At 70.5% G+C, this 24,293-nt stretch carries 24 protein-coding genes and 1 pseudogene; 2 read left to right on the top strand and 23 right to left on the bottom strand.

The features are described from left to right. From ITJ50_RS06325 to ITJ50_RS06370, 10 genes and pseudogenes are all read right to left on the bottom strand, one after another. A pseudogene (locus tag ITJ50_RS06325) lies at positions 1-755 on the bottom strand (ATP-dependent helicase); the annotation flags it as partial. Next, positions 742-1,410, bottom strand: coding sequence for an SMC-Scp complex subunit ScpB (gene scpB / locus ITJ50_RS06330; protein ID WP_017885898.1), 669 nt, complete (start codon positions 1,408-1,410; stop codon positions 742-744). The gene scpB and the pseudogene ITJ50_RS06325, both read right to left, overlap by 14 nt. Beyond that, entirely contained in the window at positions 1,400-2,203 is an 804-nt protein-coding gene (locus ITJ50_RS06335) for a segregation and condensation protein A (protein WP_017885899.1), read from the bottom strand. The genes scpB and ITJ50_RS06335 overlap by 11 nt, the downstream gene beginning before the upstream one ends. After that, positions 2,187-3,062: a ParA family protein gene (locus tag ITJ50_RS06340; RefSeq protein ID WP_017885900.1), complete on the bottom strand. Its 876-nt coding sequence runs from the start codon at positions 3,060-3,062 to the stop codon at positions 2,187-2,189. The genes ITJ50_RS06335 and ITJ50_RS06340 overlap by 17 nt, the downstream gene beginning before the upstream one ends. A 59-nt stretch (positions 3,063-3,121) precedes the next feature. Further along, positions 3,122-3,937, bottom strand: a complete 816-nt coding sequence (locus tag ITJ50_RS06345) for an SseB family protein (RefSeq protein WP_017885901.1) — start codon at positions 3,935-3,937, stop codon at positions 3,122-3,124. Positions 3,938-3,941: 4 nt separating this feature from the next. Next, complete coding sequence (gene priA / locus ITJ50_RS06350; RefSeq protein ID WP_042538431.1) at positions 3,942-4,688, bottom strand: bifunctional 1-(5-phosphoribosyl)-5-((5-phosphoribosylamino)methylideneamino)imidazole-4-carboxamide isomerase/phosphoribosylanthranilate isomerase PriA; 747 nt, start codon at positions 4,686-4,688, stop codon at positions 3,942-3,944. Positions 4,689-4,785: 97 nt separating this feature from the next. After that, positions 4,786-5,424 carry an imidazole glycerol phosphate synthase subunit HisH gene (hisH, locus tag ITJ50_RS06355; protein WP_017885903.1) on the bottom strand — a complete coding sequence of 213 codons (639 nt, stop codon included), beginning with the start codon at positions 5,422-5,424 and terminating at the stop codon, positions 4,786-4,788. Next, complete coding sequence (hisB, locus tag ITJ50_RS06360; protein WP_027464776.1) at positions 5,421-6,023, bottom strand: imidazoleglycerol-phosphate dehydratase HisB; 603 nt, start codon at positions 6,021-6,023, stop codon at positions 5,421-5,423. Before hisB ends, hisH begins: the two co-directional genes overlap by 4 nt. After that, the gene (locus ITJ50_RS06365) at positions 6,020-7,126 is read right to left on the bottom strand and encodes a histidinol-phosphate transaminase (protein ID WP_194590162.1); all 1,107 of its coding nucleotides are present in this window, start codon (positions 7,124-7,126) and stop codon (positions 6,020-6,022) included. The genes hisB and ITJ50_RS06365 overlap by 4 nt, the downstream gene beginning before the upstream one ends. Before the next feature lie 64 nt (positions 7,127-7,190). Continuing rightward, complete coding sequence (locus tag ITJ50_RS06370; protein ID WP_017885906.1) at positions 7,191-7,568, bottom strand: LysM peptidoglycan-binding domain-containing protein; 378 nt, start codon at positions 7,566-7,568, stop codon at positions 7,191-7,193. Between the two features lie 236 nt (positions 7,569-7,804). On the opposite strand from ITJ50_RS06370, the gene lexA reads away from it, so the two are divergent. Then, positions 7,805-8,449, top strand: a complete 645-nt coding sequence (lexA, locus tag ITJ50_RS06375) for a transcriptional repressor LexA (protein ID WP_017885907.1) — start codon at positions 7,805-7,807, stop codon at positions 8,447-8,449. 209 nt (positions 8,450-8,658) lie between these two features. Here lexA and hflX read toward each other — a convergent pair whose 3' ends face one another. Then, positions 8,659-10,200 (bottom strand): GTPase HflX, encoded by a 1,542-nt coding sequence (gene hflX, locus ITJ50_RS06380; RefSeq protein WP_056071260.1) that lies wholly within the window; start codon positions 10,198-10,200, stop codon positions 8,659-8,661. Positions 10,201-10,261: 61 nt separating this feature from the next. Here hflX and ITJ50_RS06385 point away from each other — a divergent pair, with 61 nt between their 5' ends. Continuing rightward, a complete protein-coding gene (locus ITJ50_RS06385; protein ID WP_017885909.1) occupies positions 10,262-10,873 on the top strand; it encodes a class I SAM-dependent methyltransferase in 612 nt (203 codons plus the stop codon). A gap of 41 nt (positions 10,874-10,914) precedes the next feature. Here ITJ50_RS06385 and dapF read toward each other — a convergent pair whose 3' ends face one another. From dapF to dapA, 12 genes are all read right to left on the bottom strand, one after another. After that, the gene (dapF, locus tag ITJ50_RS06390; protein WP_194590163.1) at positions 10,915-11,805 is read right to left on the bottom strand and encodes a diaminopimelate epimerase; all 891 of its coding nucleotides are present in this window, start codon (positions 11,803-11,805) and stop codon (positions 10,915-10,917) included. Continuing rightward, positions 11,802-12,791, bottom strand: coding sequence for a tRNA (adenosine(37)-N6)-dimethylallyltransferase MiaA (gene miaA, locus ITJ50_RS06395; protein WP_236559562.1), 990 nt, complete (start codon positions 12,789-12,791; stop codon positions 11,802-11,804). Before miaA ends, dapF begins: the two co-directional genes overlap by 4 nt. Continuing rightward, positions 12,778-14,274, bottom strand: coding sequence for a tRNA (N6-isopentenyl adenosine(37)-C2)-methylthiotransferase MiaB (gene miaB, locus ITJ50_RS06400; protein ID WP_194590164.1), 1,497 nt, complete (start codon positions 14,272-14,274; stop codon positions 12,778-12,780). The genes miaA and miaB overlap by 14 nt, the downstream gene beginning before the upstream one ends. A 26-nt stretch (positions 14,275-14,300) precedes the next feature. Further along, positions 14,301-15,215 carry a regulatory protein RecX gene (locus tag ITJ50_RS17780; protein ID WP_052481723.1) on the bottom strand — a complete coding sequence of 305 codons (915 nt, stop codon included), beginning with the start codon at positions 15,213-15,215 and terminating at the stop codon, positions 14,301-14,303. Beyond that, the gene (gene recA / locus ITJ50_RS06410) at positions 15,212-16,273 is read right to left on the bottom strand and encodes a recombinase RecA (protein WP_027464767.1); all 1,062 of its coding nucleotides are present in this window, start codon (positions 16,271-16,273) and stop codon (positions 15,212-15,214) included. The genes ITJ50_RS17780 and recA overlap by 4 nt, the downstream gene beginning before the upstream one ends. 273 nt (positions 16,274-16,546) lie before the next feature. Next, a complete protein-coding gene (locus ITJ50_RS06415; RefSeq protein ID WP_017885915.1) occupies positions 16,547-16,771 on the bottom strand; it encodes a DUF3046 domain-containing protein in 225 nt (74 codons plus the stop codon). Positions 16,772-16,857: 86 nt separating this feature from the next. Then, positions 16,858-17,166 carry a helix-turn-helix domain-containing protein gene (locus tag ITJ50_RS06420; RefSeq protein WP_027464765.1) on the bottom strand — a complete coding sequence of 103 codons (309 nt, stop codon included), beginning with the start codon at positions 17,164-17,166 and terminating at the stop codon, positions 16,858-16,860. Positions 17,167-17,320: 154 nt separating this feature from the next. Further along, a complete protein-coding gene (locus ITJ50_RS06425; RefSeq protein WP_194590165.1) occupies positions 17,321-17,848 on the bottom strand; it encodes a CinA family protein in 528 nt (175 codons plus the stop codon). Further along, complete coding sequence (gene pgsA / locus ITJ50_RS06430) at positions 17,845-18,489, bottom strand: CDP-diacylglycerol--glycerol-3-phosphate 3-phosphatidyltransferase (protein ID WP_031259193.1); 645 nt, start codon at positions 18,487-18,489, stop codon at positions 17,845-17,847. The genes ITJ50_RS06425 and pgsA overlap by 4 nt, the downstream gene beginning before the upstream one ends. A gap of 5 nt (positions 18,490-18,494) precedes the next feature. Then, positions 18,495-21,410, bottom strand: coding sequence for an FtsK/SpoIIIE family DNA translocase (locus ITJ50_RS06435; RefSeq protein ID WP_194590166.1), 2,916 nt, complete (start codon positions 21,408-21,410; stop codon positions 18,495-18,497). Positions 21,411-21,506: 96 nt separating this feature from the next. After that, entirely contained in the window at positions 21,507-23,183 is a 1,677-nt protein-coding gene (locus ITJ50_RS06440) for a ribonuclease J (RefSeq protein ID WP_017885920.1), read from the bottom strand. Between the two features lie 49 nt (positions 23,184-23,232). Further along, complete coding sequence (gene dapA / locus ITJ50_RS06445) at positions 23,233-24,210, bottom strand: 4-hydroxy-tetrahydrodipicolinate synthase (protein WP_017885921.1); 978 nt, start codon at positions 24,208-24,210, stop codon at positions 23,233-23,235. Positions 24,211-24,293 lie beyond the last annotated feature (83 nt).

Below are 24,293 nucleotides of genomic sequence, written 5' to 3' on the forward strand. Positions count from 1 at the left end.
CCACCACGGTCGTCACGCGGAGCGGAGTTGCCGCGGTACCCACCGCGGTCGCCGCCACCGGATCGGTCGTCGCGACCCCGGTACCCGCCGCGGTCGTCACGCGGAGCCGAGTTGCCGCGGTAGCCACCACGGTCGTCACGCGGAGCCGAGTTGCCGCGGTAGCCACCACGGTCGTCACGCGGAGCGGAGTTGCCGCGGTACCCACCGCGGTCGCCGCCACCGGATCGGTCGTCGCGACCCCGGTAGCCGCCGCGGTCGTCACGTGGAGCCGGAGCCCCGCGGTCGTCACGGCCGCGGTAGCCACCACGATCGTCACGCGGAGCGGAGTTGCCGCGGTACCCGCCGCGGTCGCCGCCACCGGACCGGTCATCGCGGCCCCGGTAGCCACCACGGTCATCGCGCGGTGCCGAAGCCCCGCGGTACCCACCACGGTCACCACCACGGTCGTCACGCGGTGACGAAGCCCCGCGGTACCCACCACGGTCACCACCACGGTCGTCACGCGGAGCCGAAGCCCCGCGGTACCCACCACGGTCGTCACGCGACGGGTACCCGCCACGACGGTCGTCGTCCCGCGGCGGGCGTGCGCCCCCACGGTCGTCGCGACCGTACCCGCCGGAGCGGCCACCGGCACCGGAGCCGGCCCCGCCGCGTCCGCCAGCCGGGCGGCCGGAGCGATCTGGGCCTCCTGAGCGTCCGTTGCGGTCGTCTCGGTCTCGGGGCGCGCCGCGCCCCCGGTCGTCAAACCCTGCCATCGGGGATCCTTTCGTTCTGCTCGAAGCCGTCCGCACCGTCGTCCAGGAGGGGCGAGATGAGCGGCAGCTCGTCGAGCGAGTTGATGCCGAGCTGCTGCAGGAGCAGGTCGGACGTGACGTAGTTGATGGCGCCGGTCTCGGCGTCGGTGAACGACTCCTCGATGAGGCCGCGTGCCACCAGGGTCCGGACGACGCCGTCGACGTTGACGGCGCGGATCGCAGCGATCTGCGATCGGGTGATCGGCTGCTTGTAGGCGACGACCGCCAGGGTCTCGAGCGCGGCCTGCGACAACCGCGAGGGTCGCTCGGCCTCGACGAACTGCTCGACCACGGGGTCCAGGTCGGCGCGGACGTAGAAGCGCCAACCGCCACCGACCTCGCGCAGTTCGAAGCCGCGGCGGATCGTGCCGTCGACACCGTCGAAGTCCGCGACCAGGCGTTCGATCGCCTGGCGCACGGCGGGGACGGGCGAACCGACGGCGGCACCGAGCGCGACGAGCGACTGGGGCTCGTCCGCGATCATCAGGATGGCCTCGAGCTGGCGGTCGAGCGGGATGGCGGGGTCGTGGATCTCGTGCTCGATCGCGCGGGCGTCGGCCATCTCGTCGGCGCCGCCGGGTTCGGCGCTGGACGTGTCGTGCACGTCATCCGTCATAGTCGGCTCCCAGGTTCGCGAGGCTCTCGTCGGACCAGTCCTCGGCGGTCCACCGCAGTGTCAGCTCCCCGAGCGGCTCGAGCTGCTCGAACGAGATCGACGCGTTCCGGTACAGCTCGAGGATCGCGAGGAAGCGAGCCACCACGATACCGGTCTGGTCGACGCCCGCGACCAGTTCGCGGAACGAGACACCCTCACCATCACGGGTGCGGAGGATCGAGACGACGATCGCGGCCTGCTCACGGATGCTGATGAGCGGCGCGTGCAGGTGGTCCAGGCCGACGGTCGGGATCTCCCGCGGGGCGAAGGCGAGCGTGGCGAGGGCGGCGAAGTCCTGCACGGACAGGGTCCAGACGAGCTCCGGCGTCCGCGCGCGGAACCGCTCCTCGAGCCGGACGCTGCGGACGTGCCGGCGCGACTCGATGCCCCACCGCTCCCCGAACCAGTCGGCGGCCTGCTTGAACGCCCGGTACTGCAGCAGTCGGGCGAACAGCAGGTCGCGGGCTTCGAGCAGGGCGACGTCCTCGGCGTCCACGAGCTCACCCTGCGGCAGCAGCCCGACGATCTTCAGGTCGAGCAGGGTCGCCGCGACGACCAGGAACTCGCTGGCCTCGTCGAGCTCGTCGGCGGACTCGGCCTGCCGGACGTACTGGATGAACTCCCCCGTCACGGCACCGAGCGAGACCTCGGTGATGTCGAGCTCGTGCTTCGTGATGAGCGACAGCAGGAGGTCGAACGGTCCGTCGAAGTTGGTGAGCCGGACCCGGAACCCCGGCTCAGGCGACGGCGCCACGCTGGACGAGCTCTCGTGCGAGCTGCCGGTAGGCGTGGGCGGCAGGGTGGTCCGGCGCGGTCTGCGTGATCGGTCGTGCGGACACCGTGGCGTCCGGGAACTTCACGGTGCGGCCGATGACGGTGTCGAGCACGCGGTCGTCGAAGGTGTCGACGACCCGCTCCATGACTTCGCGCGAGTGCAGCGTGCGCGAGTCGTACATGGTCGCCAGGATGCCGTCGAGCTTGAGCGCCGGGTTCAGGCGGTCGCGCACCTTGTCGATCGTCTCGATGAGCAGCGCGACACCGCGCAGCGCGAAGAACTCGCACTCGAGCGGGATGAGCACGCCGTGCGCAGCGGTCAGGGCGTTCACGGTGAGCAGGCCGAGCGACGGCTGGCAGTCGACCAGGATCACGTCGTAGTCGTTCGCGACCTTGCGCAGCACGCTCGCCAGGATCTGCTCGCGGGCGACCTCGTTGACCAGGTGCACCTCGGCCGCGGACAGGTCGATGTTCGCCGGGATGACGTCGAGGCCGGGGGTGTTCGTCGGCTGGATGACCTGGTTCGGGTCCTTCACGGCACCCATGAGCAGGTCGTAGACGGTGTGGATGTCGTGGGTGCGGACACCGAGGCCGGCGGACAGCGCACCCTGCGGGTCGAAGTCCACGGCGAGCACCTTGCGGCCGTACTCCGCGAGCGCGGCGCCCAGGTTGATGGCGGTCGTGGTCTTGCCGACGCCGCCCTTCTGGTTGCAGAGCGCGATGATGCGGGCGGGTCCGGTGCTGTCGAGCTCCTCGGGCACGGGGAAGTCCCGGACGGGACGCCCCGTCGGACCGTGGGTGGTCGCGCCGGTGGGGTTGGTCGTCGGGTTCGGGCTCACCCCGTCATCGTACCGGCGACGTCGGGGTGGGCCGGGTCGCATCGCCGCACTGCTGCTCGTCAGGCAGCGCGCAGGGCGACGCGCATGCTGTCGACCCGCTCCGCGATCACGGGGTCGGCCGACCACCGCTGCTGCAGCCGGCCGACGAGCTCGCCGACCTGCTCGCGGTCGAGCCCCGGGTGCAGCGCCAGGCCCACCGTCAGCTCCGGTCCGGCGAACCGGCCGACCGGGTCGCCCGGCGCGAGTTCGACACGGGCCACGCTGGGCTCCCCTTCGACCGAGGCCGCGAAGGCACGGGCCACCTCGGGGTCCTCGAAGCACGGCGTCCACGGCAGGTCCTGCCCGAGTGCCCACACCGCCGGACGACGCAGCACGAACTCGGTCGGCGACTTCGGGTCGAGCACGACGAGCTGGGTGTCCTCGCTCGCCGCGGCCATCGCCACACGGCGGGACTCCACCGGCACGGGGCGCGCGTCCGGGTCCCACGCGTGCACGGCGTCGACCGAGGTGAACGCGGGCATCACGCTGCGACCGTCGGGGCCGGCGACCGTCACGATCGAGAGTTCCTGGGTCTTGTCGACGAGCTTGCCCGCGTCGGTCTCCCCCACGTCGCCGGCCTCGGCGATGAGCGGGATGAGCAGGCGGGCGGAGCGGAGCGCATCGACGATCGCGGCCTGGGACGCACCGTCGGCGAGTGAGCCGATGGCCGCGACCACCGCGGGGTCGGCGAGTCCGTCGTCGTCCGCGAACGCGGTGTCGTGGTGGTCGAACGTGCGGCCTTCCCACGAGAACCCCGCCGAGTCCGCCGCCCCACCCGGGGTGTGCGCGTCGTCGGTCTCCGGCCCGGTGCCACGACCGTTCGAGATGCCCGCCACGGCGTTACTCCGAGGCGATGTCGAGAGCGGCCGGCAGCGTGAACGCCCCGGAGTACAGCGCCTTGCCGATGATGGCGCCTTCGAGCCCGTACGGCACGAGTTCGCGGAGCGCACGGAGGTCATCGAGGGTGGAGATCCCGCCCGAGGCCACCACGGGCTGGTCGGTCCGGTCGCACACCTGGCGGAGCAGTTCGACGTTCGGGCCCTGCAGCGTGCCGTCCTTCGTGACGTCGGTCACCACGTAGCGGGCACACCCGGCGGCTTCGAGGCGGTCGAGCACCTCCCACAGGTCACCGGCATCCTCGGTCCAGCCGCGGCTCGACAGCGTGGTGCCGCGGACGTCCAGCCCGACGGCGATCTGCTCGCCGTACTCGCCGATCACCCGCGCGGCCCAGTCGGGGTTCTCGAGCGCTGCGGTGCCGAGGTTCACGCGCGCCGCACCGGTCGCCAGGGCCGCTTCGAGCGAGGCGTCGTCGCGGATGCCGCCGGAGAGCTCGACCGAGACCCCCTCGACCTCGCGGATCGCGTGCGCGATCACCCGGCGGTTGTCGCCACGGCCGAAGGCGGCGTCGAGGTCGACGAGGTGGATCCACTCCGCGCCCTGGTCACGCCAGGTGCGGGCGGCGGCGACGGGGTCGCCGTAGCCGGTCTCGCTGCCCGCCTCGCCCTGGGTGAGTCGCACGGCCTGTCCGTCGACGACGTCGACGGCCGGCAGCAGGACGAGGGGCGGGGTGTCGGTGAGGTCGGTCATGGTCCTGTCGGTTTCGTTGCGGTGGAGAAGGGGCGGCGGACAGCCGGGAGGCCCGGGGCGCGTCCGGCACGGCCGTCGCGCCCGGTGCAGGCCGGGTTCAGAGCGAGCGGACCCAGTTGGAGAGCAGGCGGATGCCCGGCTCGCCGGACTTCTCGGGGTGGAACTGCGTGGCGGTGAGCGGTCCGTTCTCGACCGCGGCGATGAACGGCTGCCCGTGCTCGGCCCAGGTCAGGCGGGGCGCGCGGAACGGCCCGTACGCCTCGAGCGGGAAGTCGGTCACGCCGTAGGAGTGCACGAAGTAGAAGCGCTCGTCGTGCAGGCCGTCGAACAGCACGGAGTCCTCGGGCGCCTGCACGGTGTTCCAGCCCATGTGCGGGAGCACCTCGGCCTGGATCTCCTGCACGGTGCCGGGCCACTGGCCGAGCCCTTCGACGTCGGCACCACGCTCGATGCCCCGCGAGAACAGGACCTGCATGCCGACGCAGATGCCGAGCACCGGGCGCCCGCCTGCCAGGCGGTGGTCGACGATCTCGCCGCCCTGCACGCCCTCGAGCTGGTCGATCACGGCCGCGAACGCCCCGACACCGGGGACGAGCAAGCCGTCAGCCTTGAGCGCCGCCTGCTTGTCCGACGTCAGGGTGACGTCAGCCCCGGCGCGCTCGAGCGCCTTGGCGGCGGAGTGGACGTTGCCCGACCCGTAGTCGAGGACGACGACGTTCGGCTTGGCGGCGGTCACAGGGCGCCCTTCGTGGACGGGATGCCGTCGACGCGCGGGTCCAGCTCGACCGCCTTGCGCATGGCCCGGGCGAACGCCTTGAACTCGGCTTCGGCGATGTGGTGGGGGTCGCGGCCCTCGAGCACGCGGACGTGGACGGTGATCCCGGCGTTGAACGTGATCGCCTCGAACACGTGGCGGACCATCGAGCCGGTGAAGTGCCCGCCGATGCGGTGGAACTCGAAGCCCGCGGGCTCGCCGGAGTGCACCAGGAACGGACGCCCGGAGACGTCGACGACGGCCTGGGCCAGCGCTTCGTCCAACGGGACCAGGGCATCGCCGTACCGGCCGATGCCGGACCGGTCGCCGAGGGCCTGCTTGATCGCCTGTCCGAGCACGATGCCGGTGTCCTCGACCGTGTGGTGCACGTCGATGTCGGTGTCACCCGTGGAGCGCACGCGCAGGTCGATCAGGGAGTGCTTGCTGAACGCGGTCAGCATGTGGTCGAAGAACGGGACGGAGGTCGAGATCGACGAGGTCCCGGTGCCGTCCAGGTCGAGCTCGAGTTCGACACTCGATTCGCTCGTCGAACGGCTGATCGAGGCGGTGCGGGCGGTCATGCGTCAACCCTAACCGGCGGCTGCTCGGCGGCGACCTGCCGCATGGCGTCGAGGAACGCGGTCGTCTCGGCTTCGGTCCCCGCACTCACCCGCAGGTGGTTCGGGATCCCGAGGTCGCGCACGATGACGTCGCGCTCGAGCAGCGCCTCGAACGCAGCGTTCGGGTCGGCGACTCCGCCGAACAGGACGAAGTTCGACCAGGTCTCGTAGGTCCGGTACCCCATGCCCCGCAGCTCGGTGACCATGCGGTCACGCTGGCCCTTGATGTCGTCGACCATCGCCAGCATCTCGGGGGCGTGCCGGAGTGCCGCGACCGCTGCCGCCTGGGTGAGCGCGGACAGGTGGTACGGCAGCCGGACCAACCGGACGGCGTCGACGACGGCGGGGTGCGCGGCCATGTACCCGACCCGGGCACCGGCGAACGCGAACGCCTTGCTCATCGTGCGGGAGACCACGAGACGCTCACGTCCGGGCAGCAGTGTGAGCGCGCTCGGAGCGTCGGACGGCATGAACTCGGCGTAGGCCTCGTCCACCATGACGATGCCGTCGGTCGCGTCGTAGGCCGCCGCGATCGTCTCGGTGTCGAGCGGGGTGCCCGTCGGGTTGTTCGGCCCGCACAGGAACACGATGTCGGGCTTGTGGTCGCGGATGGCTGCGACGACGGTCTCGGGCGAGATGCGGAACTCGTCGTCCCGCTGGGCCGGGATCCACGTCGTGCCGGTACCCGACGCGAGGATCGAGTGCATCGAGTAGGTGGGCGGGAACCCGAGGACCGAGCGACCGGGCCCGCCGAACGCCTGCAGGAGCTGCTGCAACACCTCGTTCGACCCGTTCGCCGCCCAGAGCTGCTCGGCGGTCAGGTCGTGCCCGAGGTAGTCCGCCAGGGACTGGCGGAGCTCGGTGAACTCGCGATCCGGGTACCGGTTGACCGTCAGCAGGGCCTGCCTGATGGACTCGACGATGTCGGCGGCGACGTCGTCCGGAACGGGATGCGTGTTCTCGTTGACGTTCAGCTGCACGCGGACGTGCTTCTGCGGGGCGCCGTAGGGGCTCTGCCCGCGCAGGTCGTCTCGGATCGGGAGGTCTTCGAGCGTGAATGCCACCGATCCATCGTAGGCCGCTGTCACCGTGCGACGACCAGCCGTCTGGACGGGGCTGCCCGAGTGACTACTCGCCGTCGGTGTACTTGGTGGGGATGGAGAGCTCTTCGCCGGCCTGCAGCGCCGAACCGTCGAGCGCGTTGAGGCTGACGACGTCCTGCACGAAGTCGCGCGGGTCGGAGTCGGGGGCGGTCTGCTCGGCGAGCTGCCAGAGCGTCTCGCCCGGCTGGACCGTCACGGTCTCGAAGTGGGTGCGGGCACCGCCGGCGGTGGCGTCACCGGCCGAGGCCTGTCCGCCGTTCAGCACGCCGAGGGCGACGACGACGAGGAGCGGGATCGCGGCGAGCGTCGTGAAGACGATGCGGCCGCGACGCGTCAGACGCAGGCGGGTACGCACGGCGGGCGCCGCGGTGCGCTGGATGTCAGCGATGGCGATGGTGCTCATGTCGTTCTTGCCTTCCCGTTCGGTGGAACCGAAGTCCTGTACCGAACATAGTTTCGAATCGGACGACGCACAAGTCCTGGGAGAGGATTTCTGCGGGGTTTTCTTGCGACACGCTCGAACAGGTGTTTGTCCGGCCCTGGCTGGTCGGATACTGTTTCGATCGACTGGGACAAGCCTGACGGGGACCACCGACATTCCCGCCGCGGCCGGACCGGCACCGACGAAAGCGAGACGACGTGGTGGACGAACTGCGGGGCCAGAAGCCGCTGACGCCGAAGCAGCAGGCGATCTTCGACGCGATCCGTGCGTCGATCGCCTCGCGGGGCTACCCGCCGAGCATGCGCGAGATCGGCGACGCCGCCGGGCTCTCCTCGCTCTCCAGCGTCTCCCACCAGCTCGGCCAGCTCGAGCTCGGTGGCTGGATCCGCCGCGACCCGAACCGCCCGCGTGCGCTCGAGGTCCTGGTTGACGAGCCGACCTCCGACGTCGGCGGCCCGGACATCGACGCCACGACGCTCGTGCCGCTCGTCGGCCGGATCGCCGCCGGTGTCCCGATCACCGCCGAGCAGCACGTCGACGAGATCATCCCGCTCCCCCGTCAGCTCGTCGGCACCGGCGAGCTCTTCATGCTCAAGGTCGTCGGCGAGTCGATGATCGACGCCGCGATCTGCGACGGCGACTGGGTCGTCGTCCGGTCGCAGCAGACCGCCGAGAACGGGGACATCGTCGCGGCCATGCTCGACGAAGAGGCGACCGTCAAGGTCTTCCGCCAGCGCGACGGCCACACGTGGCTGCTGCCTCGGAACTCCGCCTTCGAGCCGATCCTCGGCGACGCGGCCTCGGTGCTCGGCAAGGTCGTCGCGGTCCTCCGCTCCCTCTGACCACTGCTCGCGCCGCACCGGCGCGGGACGCCGTCGTCACCGTACGACGCCCCCTGCACGACGAAACGCCGCCGGATTCGGCGGCGTTTCGTGTGTTCCGGGGTGTCTCGGTGACACGACGGCGTCTGACGGACCTGTGACGGGCCTCCAGGCCGCGCGGCAGCGCTCACCAGCGCCAGCCAGTTGCCAGCGCCAGTCGGAGCCGAGGGTCAGACGGTCGGGACGGGCGTGACCACGTAGGGCTCGAGCTCGGTGACCTGCCGTTGGAAGACGCGCACCCGCAGGCGCGTGCCGTCCTCGACGTAGTCGACGGACTCGACCGAGCCGGTGTCGTGCAGCGACGACACCAGGTCACCGCGGTCGTACGGCACCACGATCGTCAGGTCCACGTCGGGCTCGGGCAGGCGGTCCTCGATGACGCTGAGGAGCTCCGGGATGCCCTCACCGGTGCGCGCCGAAACGAACACCGCGTCCGGCACGAGCCCGATGAGCACGAGGCGCTGCGCGTCGTCGATCAGGTCGGCCTTGTTGAACACGACGACCTCCGGGATGTCGCCCGCACCGACGTCACCGATGACCTCGCGCACGGTGGACAGCTGCGCCCCGGGGTCGGGGTGCGAGCCGTCGACCACGTGCACGATGACGTCGGCGTCGCCGACCTCTTCGAGGGTGGAGCGGAAGGCCTCGACCAGCTGGTGCGGCAGGTTGCGCACGAAGCCGACGGTGTCGGCGAACGTGTACTCGCGGCCCTTGGTGCTCTCGGTCCGGCGGACCGTCGCGTCCAGCGTCGCGAACAGCTGGTTCTGCACGAGCACACCCGCGCTCGTCAGTCGGTTGAGCAGTGACGACTTGCCGGCGTTGGTGTAGCCCGCGATCGCGACGCTCGGCACCTCGTTGCGGTTGCGCTCAGCACGCTTGGCCTCACGGGCCGGGGTGAACCCGGCGATCTGCCGACGGAGCTTCGCCATCCGCGTGTGGATCTTGCGGCGGTCGAGCTCCATCTTCGTCTCACCGGGGCCACGAGAGCCCATGCCAGCGCCTCCGGAAACCTGGCCACCGGCCTGCCGGGACATCGAGTCACCCCAACCGCGCAGTCGAGGCAGCAGGTACTGCAGCTGGGCGAGTTCGACCTGCGCCTTCCCCTCGCGGGTCTTCGCGTGCTGGCTGAAGATGTCGAGGATCACGGCCGTGCGGTCGATGACCTTCACCTTCACGACGTCCTCGAGCGCACGACGCTGCGAGGGTGCCAGTTCGGTGTCGGCGATGACGGTGTCGGCGCCGGTGGCCTTGACGACCATCGCGAGCTCCTGGGCTTTGCCCTTGCCCAGGTAGGTGGCCGGGTCCGGGTTCGGCCGGCGCTGGAGGAGCCCGTCGAGCACCACGGCACCCGCGGTCTCGGCGAGTGCCGCCAGCTCGCGGAGGGAGTTCTCGGCGTCCTGCGCGTCGCCCTGGGGGTACACGCCGATCAGGACGACCTGCTCGAGCCGCAGCTGGCGGTACTCGACCTCGGTGACGTCCTCGAGCTCGGTGGAGAGGCCGGCGACACGGCGCAGCGCCGCACGGTCCTCACGGTCGTACTGGTCGCCGTCGCCCGTCCAGCTGCGATCGTCGGTCGACCGCGTCTGGATCGCCTGGGCGGGCGCGAAGATGGACGATGCTGCGCGGTGGTCTGCGTTGCGCAACACCCTCTCGACGACACCGTCTGCGCTGTCGTCGTTGGTCTGGTGGTTCTGCTGATGGGTATCCGTCATCCTGTGCACAGGCTACCTCCGCAGGCCCGTCGACACACTCGGTTGCCGGTACGGTTCATCCATGGCGAACGACCACTACTTCTCGGCCAACCCCGAGAGCGACGTCCGGCCCCGCCAGGTGGACGTCACGCTCGCCGGTCAGCCCCTCACCCTGTCGACCGCGGCGGGGGTCTTCAGTCCCGACGGCGTCGACCGCGGCACGAAGGTCCTGCTCGGTTCGGTGCCGGCACCCGCTGCTGACGGAGCGCTGCTCGACATCGGCTGCGGCTGGGGGCCGATCGCGATCACCATGGCGCTGCAGTCCCCCGACGCCCACGTCTGGGGCGTCGACGTCAACGAGCGGGTGCTGGGACTCGCCCGGGCCAACGCAGCGACGGCCGGAGCTGCGAACGTCACGATCGCGCTGCCCGACGACGTGCCGGCAGACCTGCGGTTCCGGACGATCTGGTCGAACCCGCCGATCCGGGTCGGCAAGGACGAGCTGCACCAGATCCTGCTGACGTGGCTGCCCCGGCTCGAGGTCGGGGGCGATGCCTGGCTCGTCGTGTCGAAGGACCTCGGGGGTGACTCCCTGCAGAAGTGGCTCGTCGGCGCCCTCGGTCCGGGCTTCGCAGTCACGCGCGAGTCGACGGCCAAGGGCTTCCGCGTCCTCCGGGTGCAGCACAGCGCGTAGGGCGCGCGCGACGCGCCCGCGCCGCGCAGCGCGTCAGACCGTCAGACCGTCAGGTCGCCGGAGAACACGAGCTCGGCGGGCCCGGACAGCGAAACGTGCTCGCCGTCCTCGGTCGCCGTCATCCGCACCGTGAGCAGCCCGCCCGGCACCCGCACGCGCCAGGTGTCCGGCGCCCCCGCACCGACCCAGTAGCGCGTGGCGAGGGCAGCCGCCACGGCACCGGTTCCGCACGACAGGGTCTCACCGCTCCCCCGCTCGTGCACCCGCATGGTGATCTCGCCGACCCCGTCCTTGATGAGCGGGTCGCCCGGCAGCACGAACTCGACGTTCGCACCGTGCTCGGGCGCCGGTTCGAGCACCGGCAGGAACGTCAGGTCGAGGTCGGCCAGTTCGTCCTCGGTCTCGACGGCGACGACCACGTGCGGGTTGCCCACGTCGATGCCGATGCCGGGGCGCGCCCCATCGAGGTTCTTCGCCCGGACGAGCACGTCGTCGGATCCACCGCCCTCGATGCCCAGGCTCCAGCGGCCGAGGTCGGCCGCGAACCCGTTCGTGGTGCGCTGGATGTCGACCAGCCCCTTGCGGCTGCCGACCGTCAGCGTCTCGCCGGGCGCCAGTTCGACCAGGCCGGACTCGGTCAGGTACCGGGCGAACACGCGGATTCCGTTGCCGCACATCTCGGCGACCGTGCCGTCGGCGTTGTGGTAGTCCATGAACCACGTCGCCTCGGGTTCGACGGCGACGAGCGCGCGGCCCTCGGGGATCGCTTCGGACCGCACTGCGCGGATCACGCCGTCCCCGCCCACGCCGAAGCGTCGGTCCGCGATGGCACGGATCCGCTCGGGGGTCAGGTCGACGGTGGCGTCGGGGTCGGCGAACAGGACGAAGTCGTTGCCGGTCCCCTGGCCCTTGGTGAAGTGCAGCTCGGTCACGGCACGATCCTACGGGCCAGTTCCGTCAGGTCACCGCGGTCGGCCCCGGTGACGTCGAGCGTCTCGGCGTCGGCGTACCGGCGGAACCACGACACCTGCCGGCGGGCGTACTTGCGGGTCGCGATGCCCGTCGCCTCGACGGCCTGCTCGCGGGTCGACGTGCCGGCGAGCACCTCGAGCGCCTGCGAGTACCCGATGGCGCCACGCGCGGTCCGGCCCTGCTCGAGTCCCAGCCCGCGGAGCGCCGCGACCTCGTCGACGAGTCCGGCGTCGAACATCCGCGCCGCGCGCTCGTGCAGCGCCGACACGAGCTGCTCCCGGTCGCGTCGCAGGTGCAGGATGCGGGACGGTCGCCAGGCGCGGGGCGCGGCCGGAAGGCTCGGGGTCACGACCTCGGATCGGCTCGCGATCTCGAGTGCACGGATCAACCGCCGTGGGTTGCGTGCGTCGATCGTCGCGGCGGCCGCCGCGTCGAGGGCACGGAGCCGTTCGAGCAGGATGCCCGGGCCGAGCGCGTCGTGCTCGCGCTCCAGCTGCGCACGGAGCTCGGGGTCGGTGCCCGGGAACGCCAGGTCGAACAGCACCGCGGAGACGTAGAGCCCGCTGCCCCCGACCAGGACGGCCACGCCACCGTCGGCCTGGATCCGGTCGACGTCGGTGCGTGCAGCCACCTGGTAGGCGGCGACGCTCGCCTCGTCGGTGACGTCGAGCACGTCGAGCTGGTGGTGCGGGATGCCGTGCCGCTCGGCCAGCGGGAGCTTCGCGGTGCCGATGTCCATGCCGCGGTACAGCTGCATGGCGTCCGCGTTGATGATCTCCGCGTTGCGACCGGTGGCACGCAGGCGCTCGGCGATCGCGATGCCGAGGTCGGACTTCCCCGTGCCCGTGGCTCCGACGACCGCGATCAGGTCGGCCTCGGCGCCGGTACCGGACCCGAGCGTCGAGCCGCTCGACGGCACGCCAGCGGTGGGCTCAGCGTCCGACACGGAGCGTGGGCAGCCCGAGCGAGACCGGACGTGTGCCGTCGGCTGCGGCGCCGGCCGGGGTGGGCACGCCGCAGCTCTCGGCCTGCGCGCGGTCCCAGGCATCTCCGGCCCGGGTTCGTCGGATGCGCAGCGGGGCGTCGTCGTCGGCGAGCAGGAAGTGCGGTGCCGCCCGGGTGATGTCGACGGTGACGACGTCGCCGGGGCGCGGGACCGCGGACCCGGCGGGCACCGTGAAGTGCACGAGCCGGGAGTCCTCCGCGCGACCGGAGAGCCGGCGGGTGGCGTCGTCCTTGCGGCCTTCACCCGAGGCGACGAGCACCTCGACGCTCCGGCCGACCTGCTGTGCGTTCTCTTCCGCCGTGATGCGTTCCTGCAGGGCGACGAGTCGCTCGTACCGCTCCTGCACGATGTGCTTCGGCAGCTGGTCGTCCATCGTCGCCGCGGGCGTGCCGGGGCGGATCGAGTACTGGAACGTGAACGCCGAGGCGAACCGCGCCTGCTCGACGACGCGCAGGGTGTCCTCGAAGTCGGCGTCGGTCTCGCCGGGGAACCCGACGATGATGTCGGTGGAGATCGCCGCGTGCGGGATCTTCGCGCGGACGCGGTCGAGGATGCCGAGGAACCGCTCGCTGCGGTAGCTCCGGCGCATGGCCTTGAGCACCCGGTCGGAGCCCGACTGCAGCGGCATGTGCAGCTGGGGCATCACGTTCGGGGTCTCGGCCATCGCGTCGATGACGTCGTCGGTGAACGCTGCCGGGTGCGGGCTGGTGAAACGCACGCGCTCCAGCCCCTGGATGCCACCGGTGGCCCGCAGCAGCTTGCCGAACGCCTGTCGGTCGCCGAACTCGACGCCGTAGGAGTTCACGTTCTGCCCGAGCAGGGTGACCTCGATCGCACCGTCGTCGACGAGCGCCTGGATCTCGGCCAGGACGTCACCGGGGCGGCGGTCCTTCTCCTTGCCACGCAGCGAGGGGACGATGCAGAACGTGCAGGTGTTGTTGCAACCGACCGAGATCGAGACCCAGCCGCTGTGCGTCGAGTCGCGCTTGGTGGGCAGCGTCGACGGGAAGACGTCGAGCGCCTCGAGGATCTCGATCTGCGCCTCGTCGTTGTGCCGCGCCCGCTCGAGCAGGGTCGGCAGCGATCCCATGTTGTGCGTGCCGAAGACCACGTCGACCCACGGCGCCTTCTCGAGGATGACGTTCTTGTCCTTCTGCGCCAGGCACCCGCCGACGGCGATCTGCATGCCGGGGTGTTCGCGCTTGATGCCCGCGAGTTGTCCGAGGTTGCCGTACAGCCGGTTGTCCGCGTTCTCGCGCACCGCACAGGTGTTGATGACGACGACATCGGCCTGTTCGCCGTCCGCCGCGGTGTAGCCCGCGGCCTGCAACGACCCGCTCAACCGCTCGGAGTCGTGCACGTTCATCTGGCACCCGTAGGTGCGGACTTCGTAGGTGCGGGGGCGCGCTGCGACGGTGGCCATGGTCGTCCCAGTGTAGGTCGGAGCGGCTACTCGAACCGCACGGTCCCGCGGCCGGAAGGCGGCCGTCTGCCGCCGCCGTCGAGTGCGCGTGCGACAGCGATCCGGACGACGCCGGAGCTGTAGCCCTTGCGCATCAGGAAGCCGGACAGCCGACGTTCCGCGGTGGCCCGGTCGAGGCCGCGCATCTGCGGCGCTCGCTTGTCGGCGAGTTCCTGCGCGCGGAGGAACTCGTCGTCCTCGTCGTCGGCGGCTTCGTCGAGTGCGGTGTCGATCGCCACCTGGTCGATCCCCCGGCGTCGGAGTTCGGTGACAACCCCCTGGCGGCCGAGGCCCTTGCGCGCGTGCAGCCGGTCGACCAGGTCGGTGGCGAGGGCGACGTCGTCCAGGAGCCCGACACGGGTCAACCGTTCGATCTCGTGCTCGACCACGTCGGGGTCGAGGTCCTGCTGCAGCAGTAGGGTCCGCATCTCGGACTCGCTCACGCCCTTGCGCCCGAGGGCACGGAGGCTGAGCCGTTCGGCGTCCGCGCGCTGTTCGTCGAGCGGACGGGGTGCGTCAGCCGGGTCGATCTCCTCGCCGCCGGCGATGGAGAACACCGACGCGGTGGTGGCGTCGGCGGTCTCGGAGTCGTAGCCGTCCTGCTCGGCCCGGGTCGAGCGCCCGCTGCCGTCACCGATCACGGGCGACACCCATGCTGCTGGGCCCCGGGCACCGTGCAGGGGCACCGGCGAATCGGCGTCGAAGGGTGCCGGGAACTCGTCCGGCCGAGCGTCGCCGGACTCGGGCAGTGCCCACCCGTCGACGTCTCGTGGTTCGTCCGGTGACACCGGCGGTGCGGGGATCGCGGGCGTCACCGGTGTGACGGGAGCGCGACGACGCGACCTCGCACCGAACAGGTCGGTGACCGGTGCGAGGCCGTCGTCGTCGTGGTCGGTGCTCACGCGCCCTTGCGCTCCGCGAGCTTCGGCGCGATCGACTCGACCGGAGCGTCCTCGGCCTTGGCGCCGCCGACGCCGAGCTTGGCGAGGATCTTGCCTTCGATGTCGGCAGCGATCTCGGGGTTCTGGATCAGGAAGGAACGCGAGTTCTCCTTGCCCTGCCCGAGCTGGTCGCCGTCGTACGTGTACCAGGCGCCCGACTTCTTGACGATGCCGTGGTCGACACCGAAGTCGAGCAGCGAGCCTTCGCGCGAGATGCCGACGCCGTACAGGATGTCGAACTCGGCCTGCTTGAAGGGCGGCGCCATCTTGTTCTTGACGACCTTGACGCGCGTTCGGTTGCCCACCGCGTCGGTACCGCTCTTGAGCGTCTCGATGCGACGGATGTCGAGGCGGACGGACGCGTAGAACTTCAGCGCCTTACCGCCCGAGGTGGTCTCCGGCGAACCGAAGAACACGCCGATCTTCTCGCGCAGCTGGTTGATGAAGATCATCGTGGTCTGCGTCTGGTTCAGGCCACCGGCGAGCTTCCGCAGCGCCTGCGACATGAGGCGGGCCTGCAGACCGACGTGCGAGTCACCCATCTCGCCCTCGATCTCGGCACGGGGCACGAGGGCCGCGACGGAGTCGATGACGATGAGGTCGATGGAGCCGGAGCGGACCAGCATGTCCGCGATCTCGAGCGCCTGCTCGGCGGTGTCGGGCTGCGACACGAGCAGGGCGTCAATGTCGACACCGAGCTTCTTGGCGTACTCGGGGTCGAGCGCGTGCTCGGCGTCGATGAAGGCCGCGATGCCACCGGCGCGCTGGGCGTTGGCGATGGCGTGGATGGTGAGGGTCGTCTTACCCGACGACTCCGGGCCGTAGATCTCGACGATGCGGCCGCGGGGCAGGCCACCGATGCCGAGCGCGACGTCCAGCGCCACCGACCCGGTCTGGATGACGTTGACGGGGGCGCGTTCGTCCGAACCGAGGCGCATGATCGCACCCTTGCCGAACTGCCTGTCGATCTGTGCGAGTGCGGTCTCGAGGGCCTTTTCGCGGTCTGCCGGTGATGGCATGGGGTGCTCCTTCGTGCTCGTGTTCGGCCGCCTGTAGGCTGTCGCGTCCACGCCGGCCGATGGTGCAAGGCCGATGGTTCTGCGACAAGGCTTCGGGCTGTTCCCGATGTCCATCAACCTATGGCGAGCCACCGACATCACTGCCGACGGTCACGCGATCTGTGGATGGAGCATCCGGGCGACGCCGCTGTGGAGGAAGTTACCACCGATCGAACACGCGTTCGAGCAACACGCCGAACACAGTTTCGGGTGCCGGACCCTGCAGGACCGCGCTCAGTCCTGGGGTTCGGCCAGGCCCTTGCCGTGCCGACGGTCCATCGGGACGTCCTGCGAGTCGCACAGGGCATCCCACACCCGGCGGGCGTCGATGCCGGCGGCAAGGGCGTCCACGGCCGAGCGACCGCCCAGCCCCTCGAGCACGACGTCACGGGTGACCACGGACCCGTAGGCCTCGCCGAACACCTGGTCGACGGCTCGCCAGAACTCACTCACGCGCATCCGACCAGCCTAAGCGCGTCGTCGCGGGCCGGAACGCAGAACGCCCCCGCCGGGAAGGACCGGCGAGGGCGTTCGGTGCAGTGCGGTCAGCGCACCGCGAGGTCGTTGTCGAACTCGGCGACGAGGTCGTCCGGGAGCGTGTCGGGGACGGGGGTCAGCCCCTCGACGATCGCGAGGCGGTCGCCCACTTCGCGCATGATGGTCGAGATGGGCGTGTCCAGAGCATCCGCGACGGACGCGAGGATCTCCGAGCTGGCTTCCTTCTGCCCACGCTCGACCTCACTGAGGTACCCGAGCGCGACACTGGCCTTGGACGCGACCTGACGGAGGGTCCGGCCCTTCTGCAAGCGGAAGTCCCGGAGCACATCGCCGATTTCCTGACGAACGAGAACCATGAGAACTCCTCCTCTCTGTCGTCTCCGCGCCCGCTCGGTCCGGTGGAACGAGTTCGGGTTCAGCAACAATAGCGTTGCCGGTTGCAGCATGTTAGCCAGGCTGGCTGCCGTACTGCTGGAGATTTCGTGAGATGTAACCCAGTGGAAACGGGACCTATTCCCGGCCCCGGATCTCGGACGACATCCGTGCAAGGAGTTCGGAGACGGTGGCGTGACGGATTGCTCCCCGGTCACCGTCGAGGTGCAGCTCGAAGGCCTCGGCGCCCGCGGCGGAGGCGATCCCCACGTACACGGTGCCGACGGGCTTGCCGTCCTGCGGGTCCGGGCCGGCGACACCCGTCGTGCTGATCCCCCACGTTGCGGGCTCCCCGTCGACGGACAGCGCGATCCGGACACCGGCGGCCATCTGCCGGGCGACCTCCGGGTGCACGGCGCCCTCGGCCTCGAGCAGGTCCGCCGAGACCCCGAGCACGGAGTGCTTCACGGGCGTCGCGTACGCCACGACGCCACCGCGGACGACGGCGCTCGCCCCGGGCACGTCGACGAGGGTCGCGACGACGAGTCCGCCGGTCAGCGACTCCGCCACGGCGAGGGTCTCGCCCCGCGCCGTCAGTTCGGCGATGAGACCCGGTGCGACCGGCTCGACGGGCGCGGCCTCGGTCGAACGGTCGGGCCTGGTCATGCGGTGGTGCGGTTGTGCTTCCATGCCTGCCAGAGGTAGTCGATCCCGCTCAGGACCGTTGCCAGGAACGCGGCGGTCATGAGGATGCCGTTGACCCAGTGCGCCCAGTCACCGACCAGGTTCCACCACGGGAACAGCGCGGCCGTCAGCGCGACGGCCTGCAGCACGGTCTTGATCTTGCCTCCGCGGCTGGCCGGGATCACCCGGTCGGAGAGCACCGCGAACCGGAAGACCGTGATGCCGATCTCCCGCACCAAGATCAGCACGGTCACGTACCAGGGCAGTTCCTGCAGGATGGACAGCGCGACGAGCGCACCCCCGATGAGCACCTTGTCGGCGATCGGGTCGACGAGCTTGCCGAAGTCCGTGACCAGGTTCTGCCGACGGGCGATGATGCCGTCGGCGCTGTCCGTGACGATCGCCACGACGAAGACGACCGCGGCCCAGATGCGCAGGGGCCCGTCGTTCCCGGCGTCGGTGAGCAGCAGGACGAAGAACAGCGGCGCCATCAGGATGCGCACCACCGTGATGATGTTCGCGACGTTCGCGGTCGACGCCGGGCCGGGGCCCTTGCGCAAGAGCCGCCCGCGCCACGGGAACCGTGCGCCGTGCGTGGTGTTCGTGCTGTCCGAGGCGGTCATCGCCGTCACTCCCTGCCCGTCAGTCCCCACGCGTCCTCATCGGGCTCGTCGTGGACTTCATCGTACCCGCGGGTCATGTCCCCGACGGGGTCGGCACCGTACCGGTCACCGTCGCCGGACGGCGTCGGTGCCGGCGCTGCCGGAGCGGCCGCGGCGGGCGGCTCCTCGCCGCGGAGCTTCGCGAGAACCGCGGGCAACTGGTCGGCGGTCACCAGGACGTCGCGGGCCTTCGAGCCCTCGGACGGTCCGACGATGTCGCGCGACTCCATCAGGTCCATCAGGCGACCGGCCTTGGCGAAGCCGACGCGGAGCTTGCGCTGCAGCATCGACGTCGAACCGAACTGGGTCGACACGACCTGTTCGACGGCCGCGAGCAGCAGTTCGAGGTCGTCGCCGATGTCGGCGTCGATCTCCTTGCGCTCGACCACGGCCTGGACGTCCTGGCGGTACTCGGGCTGGGCCTGCCGTGTGACGTGCTGGACGACCTCGGCGACCTCGCCCTCCTGCACCCAGGCGCCCTGCACGCGGAGCGACTTCGACGAACCCATCGGCAGGAAGAGCGCGTCGCCCTGACCGATCAGCTTGTCGGCGCCGGGCTGGTCGAGGATGACGCGGGAGTCCGTGACGCTCGTCACCGCGAAGGCGATGCGCGACGGCACGTTCGCCTTGATCAGGCCGGTGATGACGTCGACCGAGGGCCGCTGCGTCGCGAGCACCAGGTGGATGCCGGCGGCGCGGGCGAGCTGGGTGATGCGGACGATCGATTCCTCGACGTCACGCGGTGCCACGAGCATCAGGTCGGCGAGCTCGTCGACGACCACCAGCAGGTACGGGTACGGCTTGAGCTTCCGCTCGCTGCCCGCCGGCAGGACGATCTCGTTGTTCTCGATCGCCTTGTTGAAGTCGTCGACGTGGCGGAACCCGAACGACGCCAGGTCGTCGTACCGCATGTCCATCTCCTTCACGACCCACTGCAGCGCTTCGGCTGCCTTCTTGGGGTTCGTGATGATGGGGGTGATGAGGTGCGGGACGCCGGCGTAGATCGAGAGCTCGACGCGCTTCGGGTCGACCAGGACCATGCGGACCTCGGACGGCTTCGCGCGCATCAGCAGCGACGTGATCATCGAGTTGATGAACACCGACTTGCCGGAACCGGTGGAGCCGGCGACGAGCAGGTGCGGCATCTTCGCCAGGTTCGCGACGACGAAGCCGCCCTCGACGTCCTTGCCGACGCCGATCGTCATCGGGTGCTTCGACTTGCGCGCGGCGTTCGAGCGCAGCACGTCGCCGAGCGAGACGATCTCGCGGTCGGTGTTCGGGATCTCGACGCCGATCGCGCTCTTGCCCGGGATCGGCGACAGGATGCGGACCTCGTTCGAGGCGACCGCGTACGACAGGTTCTTCGACAGGGCCGTGACGCGCTCGACCTTGACGCCCGGGCCGAGCTCGATCTCGTACCGGGTGACCGTCGGCCCGCGGGAGAACCCGGTGACCTTCGCGTCGACCTTGAACTCGGTGAGCACCCCGGTGATGGCGGCGACGATGTCGTCGTTCGCCTGGCTGCGCGCGACCGAGGGCGTGCCGGAGCTCAGGGTGGTGGCGGCCGGCAGTCGGTACGGCTTCGACGGGTCGTCGTCGGACCCGGCGGCGGCCGCGCTCAGCTCGGCGGCGGCGTCGATGTCCTCAGGTTCGTCGACGACCTCGGGCTCGGACAGCACCTCGGGCACCGCGGGACGGATGTCGGCGGTCGGCTGCGGGCGCGCGGGGACGTCGGTGCCGAACGCGCGCAGGGCCTGCTCGGCGTCCTGCAGGTCCTGCTCGACGGAGTCGTTGAGGTTGACCGACGCGGGCTCGGCCGGCGTGAGGTCGACGAGCCCTGCGGCGGCCCCGGCGTTCGGGCTCACGACGGGAGCAGCGGGCGCGACGGCAGCGGCAGCGGGCGCGACACCGGTGGCCGGCGGGAGCACCGGGCTGTCGTACGCCGGGTCCTCTTCGCGTCCGGACTTGTTGCGGCGCCACCACGGCACGTTGTCGCCGCCGGCTTCGGCGCCGGCAGCGGCCTGCTCGTCACCGAACCCGAGGTCGTCGAACAGCTGGAAGTCGGCGTCGCCCTTCTTGCCGCGCTTCGAGGTGCGGGTGCGGGCGGCGGGCTCCGCCGCGGCGGCGGCGTCCGCGTCCGGCTCGGCAGCGGGCGCCGGGGCACCGAACAGGTAGGCGTAGAGCTCGTGCAGCCGGCGACCGAGCTTGTTCGGCGGCGTCTTGGTGATGATGAAGAGCGAGAGCACGAGCAGCACGATCGCCACGGGCACGGCCACCCACGCGGTCGCGATCGTGACGAGCCAGCCGATGACCACCCAGCCGAGCACCCCACCGGCGGCAGCGAGCGCGGGCATGCCGTCGGCCGCGCTCGGTCGGCCGCCGAAGACGTGGCAGAGCGAGGCGATGGAGACGATCAGGATGCCCAGACCGATGCCGATCCGGGTGTTGTCGTGCACCGAGGCCGGGTGCCGGAACAGCCACCCGGCGAACACGATCATGATGACCGGCAGGGCGAATGCCAGGCGGCCGAACAGCCCGCCGAACGTGTACGCGTCGAGTGCGACGGAGACGCTGTTGGTCGGGTTGAGCCACTCGACGACCCCGCCGGCGATGGCCAGCAGGAACAGCAGGAACGGGAACCCGTCGCGCCGCTGGTCCTTCTCGAGGGTCTCCTTGCCGAGCAGCCGGAACATCGCGCCGACGCCGTGCGCCATCGCGAGCCAGAAGGTCACGAGCGGGTTCTGCTCGCGGAACACCGGCGTGGGTGCGGCCTGCGGCAGCTTCTTCGTCGTGGCCTGGGTGCGCGACGAACCGCGCGTCCCGTTGCCACGGGACGACGTGGACGCGCGCGAGCGCGTGGTCGACTTGGTGCCTCCGGCCATGGGCAGAACCCTAACGCCCGCCCAGGACAAACGCAGGAAGGCCCGCCGCAGCGTCCGTGACGGACGCTGGACGGGCCTCCAGGGCGGGGACGGAGGCTAGGCCTCGATGACCACCGGGACGATCATCGGACGACGACGGTGCTTCGTGTTCACCCAACGACCGACCGTGCGACGGACGACCTGCGCGAAGGCGTGCGAGTCGCGCGTGCCGTTGGCTGCGGCCTCGGAGATCGCCTTGGCGATCTGCGGGCGCACGTCGTCGAAGACGGAGTCGTCCTCGGCGAAGCCGCGCGACTGGATCTCCGGGCCGATCACGCACTGCCCGGTGGTGAAGTCCACCGCGCAGAAGACCGAGATGAAGCCTTCTTCGGCCAGGACACGGCGGTCCTTCAGGTCGGCGTCGGTGATCTCGCCGACGGTGGAGCCGTCGACGTAGACGTAGCCGATGTCGAGCTGGCCGGCGACCGTTGCGACGCCGTCCTTCAGGTCGACGACGATGCCGTCCTGACCGAGGATCACGTTGCGCGGCGGGACGCCCGTCTGGATCGCCAGGTCGGCGTTCGCGTACAGGTGACGGTGCTCGCCGTGGACGGGGAGCACGTTGCGCGGTCGCAGGATGTTGTAGCAGTAGAGCAGTTCGCCGGCCGAGGCGTGTCCGGAGACGTGCACCTTGGCGTTGCCCTTGTGCACGACCTTCGCGCCGAGCTTGGTCAGCCCGTCGATCACGCGGTACACGGCGTTCTCGTTGCCCGGGATGAGCGACGACGCGAGGATGACGGTGTCGCCCTCGCCGATCTCGATCTGGTGCTCGAGGTTCGCCATGCGGGCCAGGACGGCCATCGGCTCACCCTGCGACCCGGTCGACATGTAGACGATCTGGTCGTCGGGGACGTTCTTCGCCTTCTTCGTGTCGATGAGCACGTTCTCCGGCACCCGCAGGTACCCGAGGTCGGCGGCGATCGTCATGTTGCGGATCATCGAGCGGCCCATGAACGCGACCTTGCGGTTCGCGGCCGCGGCGGCGTCGAGGACCTGCTGCACGCGGTGCACGTGTGACGAGAAGCTCGCCACGACGACCTTCTTGCGGGCGCGCATGATGATGTTCTCGAGCACCGGGCCGATGTCGCGCTCCGGAGCGGTGAAGCCCGGCACGTCGGCGTTCGTGGAGTCCGGCAGGAACAGGTCGACGCCGGCCTCGCCCAGACGGGCGAACGCGCGGAGGTCGGTGATCCGGTCGTCCAGCGGGAGCTGGTCCATCTTGAAGTCACCCGTGTGCAGGACACGACCGGCGGGGGTCGTGATCGCGACGGCGAGGGCGTCCGGGATGGAGTGGTTCACGGCGACGAACTCGAGGTGGAACGGGCCGATCTGCTCGGTCTGGTCCTCGGCCACGACGAGCGTGTACGGCTTGATCCGGTGTTCCTTGAGCTTCGCCTCGACGAGCGCGAGGGTCAGCGTGGAGCCGATCAGCGGGATGTCGTCGCGGAGCTTCAGCAGGTACGGGACCGCGCCGATGTGGTCTTCGTGGCCGTGCGTGAGCACGACACCGAGGACGTCGTCGAGGCGGTCACGGATCGGCGTGAAGTCCGGCAGGATCAGGTCGACACCGGGCTGGTGCTCCTCGGGGAACAGCACGCCGGCGTCGACGATGAGCAGCTTGCCCTCGTACTCGTAGACGGTCATGTTGCGACCGATCTCGCCGAGGCCCCCGATGGGGATCACGCGGAGGGTGCCGTTCTCGAGCGGCTGCGGTGTGGAGACTTGTGTGGGCATTCGGTCCTACGGATTCGGGCGACGTGCGTGCTGCGCGCCGCGGTGTTCGCTAGCGGGTGGTGCCTGGCACCTTCGGTAGTGCACCGCCGGCCGCCGCGTTGCGGTCGGGGCGGAAGTTCGAGAAGTCGGCGCCGGGCACGTCGCGCACGGCTTCGAGTGAGGTCTCGATGGCGTACGCCTCGGAGTCCTCGGGGCCGACGAGCGGCAGTCGGACGCGCGGGCTGCCGATGCGGCCGAGCCCGTGCAGGATGTACTTGGCGGCCACGGTACCGGGAACGTGCGTCATCACGGCGCGGACGAGCGGCTCGAGTCGCTTGTGCTCGGCCGTCGCGGTGGCCAGGTCACCCCGGTTCACGGCGTCGACGATGGTGCGGTATGGCGCGCTCGTGATGTTCGCCGTCACGCCGATCAGGCCGGTGGCACCGATCGACAGGTGCGGGAGCACGTTCGTGTCGTCACCGGAGAAGTACATGAGGTCGGTGTTGTTCAGCACGCGCGAGACCTCGGCGAAGTCGCCCTTGGCGTCCTTCACGGCGAGGATGTTCGGGTGCTTCGACGCACGCAGGATCGTGTCGTAGGTGATCGGGATGCCGGTGCGGCCCGGGATGTCGTACAGGATCACCGGCAGGTCGGTGGCGTCCGCGATCATCCGGAAGTGGGTGAGGACACCCGACTGTGTCGGCTTGTTGTAGTACGGCGTGACGATCATCACGCCGTCCGCGCCGGCCTTCTCGCTCTGCTTGTACAGGTGGATGGCGTGCGCGGTCTCGTTCGAGCCACCACCCGTGATGATCTTCGCGCGGCCGGCGGCGACGGACTTGCCGACCTCGACCAGCCGGAGCTTCTCCGGGTCGGTGAGCGTCGACGTCTCGCCGGTCGTGCCGGTGACGACGATGCCGTCGGCGCCGGCGGTGATGCAGTCGTCGATGTGCTGCTCGACGCCGGGCCAGTCGACCTCTCCGTCGGCCGTGAACGGGGTCACGAGGGCGACGAGGACCTGACCGAAGGGATTCTCACGCGGGGACACGGGCACCAGCGTACCGGGGATGCGCGCGGAGGCCGCCGTCCGTGTGGACGGTCGCCTGCCTGCGGCGCGGCCGGGAGGCCCGG

The organism is Curtobacterium sp. VKM Ac-2889 (genome assembly GCF_015350855.1).
Classification (GTDB): domain Bacteria; phylum Actinomycetota; class Actinomycetes; order Actinomycetales; family Microbacteriaceae; genus Curtobacterium; species Curtobacterium poinsettiae.

What these genes read in the sequence shown, in the direction of transcription:
- ITJ50_RS06435 (WP_194590166.1), bottom strand. Translation starts at nt 21,410, where the DNA reads ATGGCCGGAGGCACCAAGTCGACCACGCGCTCGCGCGCGTCCACGTCG.
- miaB (WP_194590164.1), bottom strand. Translation starts at nt 14,274, where the DNA reads ATGGCCACCGTCGCAGCGCGCCCCCGCACCTACGAAGTCCGCACCTAC.
- ITJ50_RS06440 (WP_017885920.1), bottom strand. Translation starts at nt 23,183, where the DNA reads ATGCCCACACAAGTCTCCACACCGCAGCCGCTCGAGAACGGCACCCTC.
- scpB (WP_017885898.1), bottom strand. Translation starts at nt 1,410, where the DNA reads ATGACGGATGACGTGCACGACACGTCCAGCGCCGAACCCGGCGGCGCC.
- hflX (WP_056071260.1), bottom strand. Translation starts at nt 10,200, where the DNA reads ATGACGGATACCCATCAGCAGAACCACCAGACCAACGACGACAGCGCA.
- ITJ50_RS06420 (WP_027464765.1), bottom strand. Translation starts at nt 17,166, where the DNA reads ATGGTTCTCGTTCGTCAGGAAATCGGCGATGTGCTCCGGGACTTCCGC.
- priA (WP_042538431.1), bottom strand. Translation starts at nt 4,688, where the DNA reads ATGACCGACCTCACCGACACCCCGCCCCTCGTCCTGCTGCCGGCCGTC.
- recA (WP_027464767.1), bottom strand. Translation starts at nt 16,273, where the DNA reads ATGCCATCACCGGCAGACCGCGAAAAGGCCCTCGAGACCGCACTCGCA.
- ITJ50_RS06415 (WP_017885915.1), bottom strand. Translation starts at nt 16,771, where the DNA reads ATGCGCGTGAGTGAGTTCTGGCGAGCCGTCGACCAGGTGTTCGGCGAG.
- hisB (WP_027464776.1), bottom strand. Translation starts at nt 6,023, where the DNA reads ATGACCGCCCGCACCGCCTCGATCAGCCGTTCGACGAGCGAATCGAGT.
- ITJ50_RS06425 (WP_194590165.1), bottom strand. Translation starts at nt 17,848, where the DNA reads ATGACCAGGCCCGACCGTTCGACCGAGGCCGCGCCCGTCGAGCCGGTC.
- pgsA (WP_031259193.1), bottom strand. Translation starts at nt 18,489, where the DNA reads ATGACCGCCTCGGACAGCACGAACACCACGCACGGCGCACGGTTCCCG.
- ITJ50_RS06385 (WP_017885909.1), top strand. Translation starts at nt 10,262, where the DNA reads ATGGCGAACGACCACTACTTCTCGGCCAACCCCGAGAGCGACGTCCGG.
- ITJ50_RS06370 (WP_017885906.1), bottom strand. Translation starts at nt 7,568, where the DNA reads ATGAGCACCATCGCCATCGCTGACATCCAGCGCACCGCGGCGCCCGCC.